Source organism: Methylicorpusculum sp. (assembly GCF_030651835.1).
GTDB lineage: Bacteria > Pseudomonadota > Gammaproteobacteria > Methylococcales > Methylomonadaceae > Methylicorpusculum.
Genome location: NZ_JAUSBX010000022.1, coordinates 35208 through 44962, shown reverse-complemented (window position 1 = coordinate 44962; position 9755 = coordinate 35208). Strand labels below are relative to the sequence as shown.

The 9755-nt window shown below is 40.7% G+C and carries 10 protein-coding genes; all 10 read right to left on the bottom strand.

Features of this window, described 5'->3' with window-relative positions:
* Positions 1–168 precede the first annotated feature (168 nt).
* A complete protein-coding gene (locus Q7V32_RS02860; RefSeq protein WP_304895476.1) occupies positions 169–1044 on the bottom strand; it encodes an NAD(P)-dependent oxidoreductase in 876 nt (291 codons plus the stop codon).
* A 1-nt stretch (position 1045) separates the two neighbouring features.
* The gene (locus Q7V32_RS02855) at positions 1046–1930 is read right to left on the bottom strand and encodes a glycosyltransferase family 2 protein (protein ID WP_304895475.1); all 885 of its coding nucleotides are present in this window, start codon (positions 1928–1930) and stop codon (positions 1046–1048) included.
* Entirely contained in the window at positions 1927–2916 is a 990-nt protein-coding gene (locus tag Q7V32_RS02850) for a glycosyltransferase family 2 protein (RefSeq protein ID WP_304895474.1), read from the bottom strand. Before Q7V32_RS02850 ends, Q7V32_RS02855 begins: the two co-directional genes overlap by 4 nt.
* A 101-nt stretch (positions 2917–3017) precedes the next feature.
* Positions 3018–3629 carry a GtrA family protein gene (locus Q7V32_RS02845; RefSeq protein ID WP_304895473.1) on the bottom strand — a complete coding sequence of 204 codons (612 nt, stop codon included), beginning with the start codon at positions 3627–3629 and terminating at the stop codon, positions 3018–3020.
* Between the two features lie 28 nt (positions 3630–3657).
* Positions 3658–4602 (bottom strand): NAD(P)-dependent oxidoreductase, encoded by a 945-nt coding sequence (locus Q7V32_RS02840; protein ID WP_304895472.1) that lies wholly within the window; start codon positions 4600–4602, stop codon positions 3658–3660.
* Complete coding sequence (locus Q7V32_RS02835) at positions 4599–5579, bottom strand: glycosyltransferase (protein ID WP_304895471.1); 981 nt, start codon at positions 5577–5579, stop codon at positions 4599–4601. The genes Q7V32_RS02840 and Q7V32_RS02835 overlap by 4 nt, the downstream gene beginning before the upstream one ends.
* 42 nt (positions 5580–5621) lie before the next feature.
* Complete coding sequence (locus tag Q7V32_RS02830; protein ID WP_304895470.1) at positions 5622–6350, bottom strand: class I SAM-dependent methyltransferase; 729 nt, start codon at positions 6348–6350, stop codon at positions 5622–5624.
* A gap of 12 nt (positions 6351–6362) precedes the next feature.
* Positions 6363–7724 carry a hypothetical protein gene (locus Q7V32_RS02825; RefSeq protein WP_304895469.1) on the bottom strand — a complete coding sequence of 454 codons (1362 nt, stop codon included), beginning with the start codon at positions 7722–7724 and terminating at the stop codon, positions 6363–6365.
* Between the two features lie 83 nt (positions 7725–7807).
* Positions 7808–8332 (bottom strand): hypothetical protein, encoded by a 525-nt coding sequence (locus tag Q7V32_RS02820; protein WP_304895468.1) that lies wholly within the window; start codon positions 8330–8332, stop codon positions 7808–7810.
* Positions 8333–8545: 213 nt separating this feature from the next.
* On the bottom strand, positions 8546–9748 hold the full coding sequence (locus tag Q7V32_RS02815) for a hypothetical protein (protein ID WP_304895467.1): 1203 nt from the start codon (positions 9746–9748) through the stop codon (positions 8546–8548).
* Positions 9749–9755 lie beyond the last annotated feature (7 nt).

The window sequence follows — 9755 nt, the reverse complement described above, 5'->3', positions numbered from 1 at the left end:
GAAATCGTTCCGGTCGGATCGAACCAAGAGCTGTAAAACGAAGACCGAAACCCTATCCGTTACTTGTTGTGCCAAGAGGTCAGGCGAGGGAACACGTGAAAAAATATGGGCATCCGAAGAAGCTTAAGTAAGTGCCATTCGTACCTGACCCCAGTTATTCCAAAACAATTAAATATCGTCACTGCTCAACTTAAATTCCCGCGGCTGAAAGCCAAAATCACGGGTTGCATCGCTGTGATCAAATACCAAATCCTGGTTCATCCGTTCAGCCATAGCAGCAGTCCAAAGCCGGTATCGAGGCAACTGCCTCAAAACGGCAACAGCCACCCGAAATAGCCATAAAGGTATGGAAAACACGCGAGGTTCCCGATGAATAGCTAGAAATATTTGTGAAACCATCGCTCTATAAGTCAGCGTTTCACCCCCAGAAATATTATACGACCGGTTGGCCGCTAAAGGTGATTGCAATGCTGCCAGGCAGGCATTCGCGACATCTTGCGCATGAATAGGCTGCCGCAGACCTTTGGCTTGGCCTAAAATAGGAAAGAAGCCGAAGCGTCGAATAAAACGGGCAATTTCACCTACGTTGGTATCGCGCTTAAGGCCATAGATCAAGGTCGGACGTAAAATCACCCACTCAATACCCAAATTTTCAGCCCATGATTGAAATTGTGCCTCCGCTTCGGCGAAACGCAGCGCATATGCTTTTTCTTCAGGATTTGACGAGTCAACTTTAGTAAAGCGACTGGTGGAAGACAATACGACAACACGACGCGCTCCTTGCGCTTCCAGCAATGAAAAGCAACCCGATAAAGCGGTGATCGGTGCCAATGAAACCCAATGTTTAATCGACTTATCATCTGCTGCCGCAGCGTCCAGCCGATGCCAGTCAACCCCATCCACGCTAGAAACTTTCTCTCGCCGCGAATAAGCGGCAACGCGAATACCGGATTGAATCAGCTGTTTCAACAAACAATCCCCGACCAAACTGGTCGCACCGATAATTCCTATTTCACTTAACGGCAACACATCACTATCCTTCATATCATTTCAGCCCTTTAGAACGGACACTTCTCAGAGAATGGTGAATCGCGACCATAAAAAATCGGAACCAAACCCCAATGACCACCAACCACATCAACACTCCAGGATACTGGTGACTAAAAAACTTACGGTAAAACCGAATCATACCCTTATGCTTGTGCCATTCTACAAAGATCGGACGCGAGTGACTGCAAGCACCGATCGCATGAACAACTTTAGCATTCGGAACAAATACGACTTTCCATTCTTTCAGGCGAAAGCGCATACACCAATCTAAATCTTCACAATGCAGAAAATAGTCTTCATCCCATAATCCGACATCCTCAATCGCCTCTCGTTTAACCAACATACAAGCTCCGGAAAGCGCTTCCACTTCAATCGGTACACTCGGCATAGGTTGATTAAGCTGATTAAAATCACAAAAAAGCCGCGGCCAACGGGCTTCAAATCGATATAATCCAAATGCTCTAACAAACGATCGCCAGGGCGTCGGCACAGAGCGTCTGCAACCCGCCTGCTCAGAACCATCCGGGTTGACCAATAAACCTCCGGCCATTCCGATCCGTTCATCACTTTGCATGCACTGCATAATTTGAATAAACGTCCCTTTTTCGAAGGTGCAATCCGGATTCAGGAATAGAATAAAGTCATACTTAGCCAACTCAATCCCTTTATTACAGGCAGTCGCAAATCCCAGGTTTTGCGAGTTTCGAATGATAATGACCCTCTCAAAATCTTGAATAGCCTCCAAACTGCCATCATGAGAAGCATTATCAACGACAATGATCTCTCCCACAATTGGACAAGCAATTAGGGAATCAATACAAGCAAGTAACAACTCACCGGCATTGTAATTGACCACGACAGCCGAAATAGTCTCTGTCATTCAGATTTTCTCACCCTTGCTGATGGAATTAGACGTTTATCCAATACTTGCCAAATTTCATAGATAGAAGCCCCACGTTTATTTTGAATGATTTGGCGTTTTCTCCACATTTTTGGGAGGCCCAATATCGCATCGCACTTGGCTCGCCAAATCACATCGCCCCGCCCGCGTAACGCAAACCAGATGATGCTCACCAAATTCAGCGACAAATGCAAAGGCAACAGCAACCAAAATAAAATACCTGGCATGTCCTTAACGAATGTCCACACCAAATTGCGATGTCCATGATACAGCGCAAAATCACTATGCTGCCCACCAGTAGTCCCTGAGCCGACATGATGGGCCACGGATTGCGGCACATAAAGGCAACGATACCCCGCTAACCTTAATCGAAATCCCAGATCTACGTCTTCCACATAACAGAAATAGTCTTCATCGAAACCGCCTATTTCGCACCAAGCACTATGTCGGTAAAGTGCGGCCGCAGCACAAGGTGAAAACACTTCGTTCGCCCTTTCGGTAAAAGTCGGCACAGGTGAGCCATATGCCGTACGCCACACACGACCACTCACATGATACACATCACCAGCTCCATCCATCACCTCTGGATTGCCAGCACTGACCAAATTACTGCCAAACACATCGAATTCTGGATTATTTTCAGCAGCAAGCAGAAGCGCTTCCAGCCAGCGCGGTTCCACGAATGCATCGGGATTTAGTAGTGCAATCCATTTAGACTCAGTCGACGCCCCATTGATCGCCAAATTGTTGGCGTGCGCAAAACCGGTATTGGAATTCTGCTCTATCAAACGCACGAAAGGGAATTGCCGAACGATTTCAACTGATTCATCGGTACTGGCGTTATCCACTAGAATGATCTCGTGCGCCTGGACCGTCTGACTCATCAATGCAGCCAAGCATCGCTCAAGAAATTGTTTGCCATTCCAGTTAACAATGATGACCGAGACCTTATCAACCCCAGTCATTTCTTCCTAACCTTAGAAAGCTTCAATGGTACAAGGAAGTTCAAGTGGATATACCATTTTTCGACCAATAAATAGTTCGTGTTATTATCTGACCACTCATCCTAATCGCTTGCTCTTGTTGAACTGAATACAAAAAAACGAGTCAAGACGTACATAAGAAGTGTATAAGCCACTGCTGCTGCAACTTGAGATACCAATGCATTAAAATTTAAATGAACTATTGCAAATTGCAGCACAAGCAAGTTGAACAAGAAAGAAATAAAAAAAGCGACTAGATAACGAATACTTTCGGCAACAAAGTGACCATTACTTCGAAAAACGAATTTCTTAGTGAGTACAAAACCCAGAATAAATCCAGCGGTATAACCAGCTAAGTTTGAGATCAATGGCGAAACCCCCATGGACATTGTTAAGAAGATAACAACAAACCCAGCAATCGTATTAACTAAGCCGCTTCCCGCGTAACGTTTTATATAGCTAGCTTCCTTCCAGAAATCATCAGGAAATAGATAATCTTTTTTATCCAAATATCGTTCTAAATTTTCTGTATCTTCGATTAAATGGAAAGGTCGACCTTTAACCTCACCATATATTTTTCTGGTATAGATTCCAAGAACCACGGTAAAAAGCAATTGTATTGCCAATATAATCAATATGATTTCTGGCAAATATGTGCCCAACGAATATTGGCAGTCAAAACTTTCATTATTCATATCGTTACCAAAAAATAAAAACTTATCATCACCGAGAACGTGTTAGCGCAGACCTCTCTGCGGCCATTACTTGAGCAATACCAACAAAAAGGCTTGTTCTGTATCTCTTTTCAATAGCTGGTGCGTTGATAGAATGAAACTGTATACGGCGGTTATAAAGGCTAGATAGATTGCTTGTACTAATAACGATTCTAGGGGTGCGACGAGCAATTCGCTTATATATTGAGATTATTTCGGCAATAGTTGTTGGTAATTCAGAAGCAATTATTTTTGTAAAAACACCTTGCTTTTCTCTAATTGCGCGCGTACAGGCAATTATGGTATTGGCTGCATCGTCAGCGGTAATATAATCGCGTATCGTGTCAAATGGGACATAAATTTGTATAGGTTGATTACGCAATATACGGCGTGCAATTTCCGAAAAAATTCCCTGCTGTTTCCCATTAGCCTGGCCAGGGCCATAAAGGGTAGATATTCGTGCGAGTAACGCAGATACTTTGCAATTATTATTTGCAAACGCGCTTATCAGGCTCTCTTGCTTGAGTTTTTCGCGCGCATAGGCGGTTGTCGGGGCAGCAGGCGTTTTTTCGGTGATAATATCTTTGGTGACACCTGCATAAATCGCACCTGCGGAGCTAGCAAAAACAAAGCATCCTTCCGCCGCAATCAATCCTTGCTCGGATTCGATAAAACTGAGTAATGTAGACAGAATTTGTGTTTCAATCGTAAGTGCTGTACCTTCGCTGCCCATTGTACCCACACCAGCAGCCCAGTAAATCTGCCAGCCATTCTCAGAACTTACTAAAGCAGTAAAATCCTTAACAGCTGTCTCTAACTGAACAATAAGTTCAGACTCGCTTTTCCATCTAAACTGTTCAACAGGTGTAAACAAATTTGTTCCTGAACGCTGTAAGGATCTTTGCAATGCCGATCCGAGTAGACCGTTGCCTCCTATAACCCAAGCAATGGTCATTTATGGATTCCTGGGCGAGTAGGCTTGCTACTGATCACATATAAAGGCTTTCCCATAGCGATGCCCATAGTTATGGCAAGATATTCAGCAATAACTCCAAGAGAGGTTAGTGTTGCACCAGAAAAAAAGGAGACCACAATCAAAAGTGATGCCCATCCCTGAACAGGATTATCTAAGAAAAATTTACCATAAATCGCATAACCAGAAATAGCCATGGCTAGGAAAAGAGAACCAAAACCCATCAAGGTAATCAATCTAAGCGGACGTGTACCAGTGGTAAGAACCAACGTCCAAAAGTGGCGAAACAACTTTAAATACGAGTAGCCAGATGGTCGGTCTAATTCGTTTCTAAGCCTTACAGGGCAGTGACCAATGCGGCCGGCGATCCAGAAAAGCCCTACATCAAGGTAGACACCATTGCCACAATAAGCTGCCAAAGTACGAGCAATCTCACCATCAACAAGTCTGAAACTGTTGAATTTGCCCATTTGGCTGTTACCCAGTAATTTAGCTGTGATGGCTTTGGCAGTTTTACTCAATGTGTTTCTCAACCAGCCATGAGGCGGTGGATTTATTGGCTCAGCATAAACAAGCTGCAATGAAGCACTTATAGCTCTATCCAGCATATGTCCAATATCTTCAGGATCTTGCTGTCCATCTTCGTCAATAGTTGCAACCCAATCGCCTGTTGCACTTGCCATTCCTGCCATTGTCGCAGCGTGCTGTCCATAATTACGAGACAACCATACCGGCCTGACAAATGAATATTGGGCACCAAGCGCTTCTAAAACTCTGTCTGAACGATCCGAACCACAATCATGCACAAGTATCACTTCACAGATAACATAATCTATTCCGTCTGGAGTAGACTGCCTTAGTGTTAGAGGTGCAATCTCTTTAATTAGTATCGGGAGCGTTTTCTCCCCGCAATAAACAGGGATAACGAGAGAAACGCGATGAGGTTCAGAATCGTTCATAGCTGTTCGTTCCATTGTGACAGGCTTGTTTGCAATTCGAGATCATTTCCTTACTACGGCCAACACAGAGACCCCGAATGGCAGATTTGCAAATTTAAGAAGATATCTTTCAATGCCAAAAATTTTCTCAAGAACAAAATTCAATGGGCGGCTTGGCATATCCATGTCTGAAGCTCCATCACGCTCCAAAACATTATTTAACATCCGCACAACAAAAACAACAGGGAAAAGCAAGGTGTTGAAATAGGATATTTTCTCCACTGTAAATCCGGCCTGCACCAGCTTTGTGTTAAGTTCAGTGAGTGTGTATCTGCGCTTATGTTCGTTCAGCTCATCAAATTTTGACCACAAAAACATGTATGCTGGTACAGTGATTACTGCTTTACCATCTGAAACTAGAAGGGCATGTATTGCCTTTAATGAGGCAACATCTTCATCTATATGTTCAATGACATCTAAGGCTGTAATGAGGTTAAAGAAATCTTTTTGATATGGAATTTGATCGGGCAAAACCCCCTTCTCTACCTTCCCACTAAATATCTCTTTGCTAAAATTAATGGCATCATCCGACATGTCCATGCCGTAGGTTTGTCCCAAATCTTCAAGGGCATTCAGCATCAAACCACTTCCGCACCCGATATCCAGCACTTTGATGTCGCCGATCACACATAGATGCCTATCAATAACATCCAATACAATGTTTTTCTTAGTGACAAACCACCAGTGCTTTTTCTGGATCACATAAAATATTCGGTACATATCTATATTCATATCTATATTCTTTTATTTTAAAGATAAGGATGGGTTTTTACCAAATATCCATGCAAATATCGAGTTACTGCTTAATACAATTGCAGTAAAACTATAACGAACTTCACCAGATAAAGTGACCAATAAAAAAGGAATAATGTATAGGAAAGCTGCTGCGAAAGAGTAGAAGGAAAACATCTTGACTTGAGTTGGTATGCTAGGGTTTTTTATAATAAAAAGTACAGCAATGAAAGATATTAAGAAAATAAACCATGGCTTTCCAAAAAAAACATTTGATGCCCATTCTATATACTTAAGAGTAAAATCAGTAATATGCCGTTCTTGAAATTTTATGCCAAATTTATTTTCATCAATGCGATTGAAATGTGTGGGTTCGTAAGTCCCGTAAGTTTTAGCCCCAATAATTTCAGAAAACAAATCAAATCTGTAACTTATATAAGCCATTGGATGGGTAAATACCCCAGTAAGCCAAGCATTAATAATATCCTCAGTTCTATACTTCTCAGGAAAAATTGTAACAATATTTCCCAATTTTACATTATTCTCATACATTACTGCACTACCTAGTGAGCTATAAATTTTGTCAATATCAGATATTGGTACCTTAGGTGTATGAGCAGAGTTAATTAAATCAAATGGTATTAATGACACCCGAGACCACCCGGATATGCCAATTAGGTCATTAGCCATAACCCCATACAATATATTATTAGTTTCGAGTTTTTGAAAATTAGGAAAACTATATCCATTTATTATCTTATTACTGGCTATCATGCTAATAACAATTATAAAAAATGCAGCAAACCTATATTGAAAATTTTTATTTTTGTAAAAAACACTAAGCCAATAAATAGAAATAATTACAGTCGAAGTAATAGCATTAAATTTCACTAATGTGCCAACCATTAAAGATAACAGTGCGAGCCATTTTGCTATTTTGTAAAAAATATCATTTTTAATTGCTTGACTAGCCCAAAAAATTATTGTCAATGAAAGCATGATTAAAGCAGTTAAGGTTACATCTTTCCAAAGTACTAGCATACAACCAATAACAGTAGGCATTGCAACAAGAGCAAACAATGATATTGTTGATGTAATTAAACCTACCTTTAATATACGAAGAACTAAAGTTACACTGAATAGCAAAATAAAATTTTGCACTTGTATCATCAGAGTGGGACCGTGTCCTGTAATGTCGAAGAATCTCAGGACGTATACTGGTGCAGTTGGAAATATACCTCCTCTTACACTTGATCTAGCCTCTTCAAGCATCTGAATACTGTCGTATGACATGAATCCCGGATAACAAATGTGCAAAATACACAAACTTAAAACTATAGGAAGAAAAAATACTGCTGATTTATTGATCATCAATGTAATAGCCTTAGATTAAAATTGGTGCGGTTTAAAAATTTTCAGGATATTTTTGCAAAAGCGTTTTTTCCATTAACAATCGGTCAATTTTTTATAGTGATATTTGAAGTAAACTGGCACTTGTAAGTATTTCCATCTTTATGCTGTATCAATTCCAGCACATACTCGCCCGGTGATACATCAGATATATCAATTGCAGCTTTAAAACCAGTATCAACAGATGCTGGATTCTTGAAATATTCAGCAACGTCGGCTCTTTTTTCCCGAGTAGTTTTAGCAAAAAGACGCAGATTCGGTGGCAATTTGTTTTTCAGCGCTATTGCTACATCAGATGCGACAATGCCTTCTTTCCCTGAAATTGCACTCCATCCAACGACATTAAGTGGTGGTTTACTTTGGCTGACAGAGTGACTCATAAATACCTCACCCGACACATCATTGATACTGTCAATATGACAGTCTCCGCCAAGAGGGATAACTTGGCTGTTCGCATCATCCCATCTAGCTTTGGGAGACATCTTTACATAATCATTAGGCTTATGACCTGGGTAATCATTACAACTAGACAAAAACAACCCTAAAAAAGAAATTAAACACACATTTTTCATTTTTCAGCGCTCAGGTAACATGTTGACACATTAAATCCAATTCAAAATTGAAGTCATGACTTCGGCGAAGCAGAAGTTATTTACCAAATAAAAAATCACTAAATACTCCAACGCTAACCAAGCTAAACGCCAACAACAGAAACAGAATGGGCGTGAGACCTTTTAGCCAAGAACTAGCAGAAAACTCCAGGTGGGTAAGTTTGGTTGAAGAGTTCACTTTGTTTTGCTCAAAATGTAAGCAAGAGAAAAAAATTTTCGGATCATAAACGAAATTACTTTTTTTAAATATTTTGGCAACCTTCGCGATCTGTTGGCATAGGCCAGCAAGGCTGTTTTGGTTTCATGTAAAAACTCAGGAAAGGGGCGAAGCGTTGGTGGAAGCTCCGGCTGATTTGCCTTTAACCATTGATAGAAGCTTACTCCATACTTCTTGCCGGGAACTTCGGTAGCCAAAGGGTCATGAAACTCATCTTGCAAATCAGCTGCATTACGGTAGAAAATTCTTTCAGTTTGCGTAACCTTTTCCCCATTATCATAATATCCATAGAACCAAGGTATTTGACTGGCTTCGTCTTGACCATACTTTTTACACTCGTCTTTATACCAGCGATCTAATTCCCACGCAGTGGGATTGTCTTTTGAATATTTGTTTAACATCATTACGCTTGCACCATTATCAACGCCCGAGAAGTGATGAAAACACATTGGCATGCCATCTACTTTTATTCCCTTTTGTATGGTTCCAGTTACATTCCTTGTCGTGTAATTCCATGTGGCGACGTTGTAAATTGGCTCTCTAACTATCTTTAGTTTTGGGAAAAATACCGGGGCAAAATCCATCCATCTTTGATCAGTAAATATTCCCATTGGGATGTTATCTTGACAAAAATTTGTGAGCCGACTTGCCCACCAGTCGATTAGAGCATTGCCTTCTTGGTCATTTTTAACGCCAAGAAAACCGAGATTATAAACACCATGCTTCAGGCTTGATATTTCATTATCAACAATCGCATCCAAATGCAATTCAGGTTTGCAAACATGGGGCGTTAATAGACTGCTGTTATCAGCCAGCATATCGATGAGGTTATCAATTTTAGAAAATAAAACAGTATCAGGGTCAAAGTAAAAAACTGTCTTACTGGAATATTTCTTCAGTATATATTGGAAACAAAACGGCTTTACTGCCGTGCATAATTCAACTACAGAATGTTTAAATATCCAGGCATTGCTAAGACTTAAATCAACTGGAGTAATGACGGTATCAAAAGGTTCATTATTTAAATTAAACCAAGAGGGTATTGCGTCTGATAACATCAAATGCATTCTGGCTTCTGGGTGAAACTTCTTAACGGAGTTTGCCAAAACTCTTGCTTTAGCAAGGTAGTTCAAATTTATGCTTGTAAATATATCTATCATTTTTCTA

Excerpts from the sequence above, each read along its gene's own strand:
- Q7V32_RS02815 (WP_304895467.1), bottom strand. The coding sequence starts at position 9,748 with ATGATAGATATATTTACAAGCATAAATTTGAACTACCTTGCTAAAGCA.
- Q7V32_RS02820 (WP_304895468.1), bottom strand. The coding sequence starts at position 8,332 with ATGAAAAATGTGTGTTTAATTTCTTTTTTAGGGTTGTTTTTGTCTAGT.
- Q7V32_RS02840 (WP_304895472.1), bottom strand. The coding sequence starts at position 4,602 with ATGACCATTGCTTGGGTTATAGGAGGCAACGGTCTACTCGGATCGGCA.
- Q7V32_RS02845 (WP_304895473.1), bottom strand. The coding sequence starts at position 3,629 with ATGAATAATGAAAGTTTTGACTGCCAATATTCGTTGGGCACATATTTG.
- Q7V32_RS02860 (WP_304895476.1), bottom strand. The coding sequence starts at position 1,044 with ATGAAGGATAGTGATGTGTTGCCGTTAAGTGAAATAGGAATTATCGGT.
- Q7V32_RS02830 (WP_304895470.1), bottom strand. The coding sequence starts at position 6,350 with ATGAATATAGATATGTACCGAATATTTTATGTGATCCAGAAAAAGCAC.
- Q7V32_RS02850 (WP_304895474.1), bottom strand. The coding sequence starts at position 2,916 with ATGACTGGGGTTGATAAGGTCTCGGTCATCATTGTTAACTGGAATGGC.
- Q7V32_RS02855 (WP_304895475.1), bottom strand. The coding sequence starts at position 1,930 with ATGACAGAGACTATTTCGGCTGTCGTGGTCAATTACAATGCCGGTGAG.
- Q7V32_RS02835 (WP_304895471.1), bottom strand. The coding sequence starts at position 5,579 with ATGAACGATTCTGAACCTCATCGCGTTTCTCTCGTTATCCCTGTTTAT.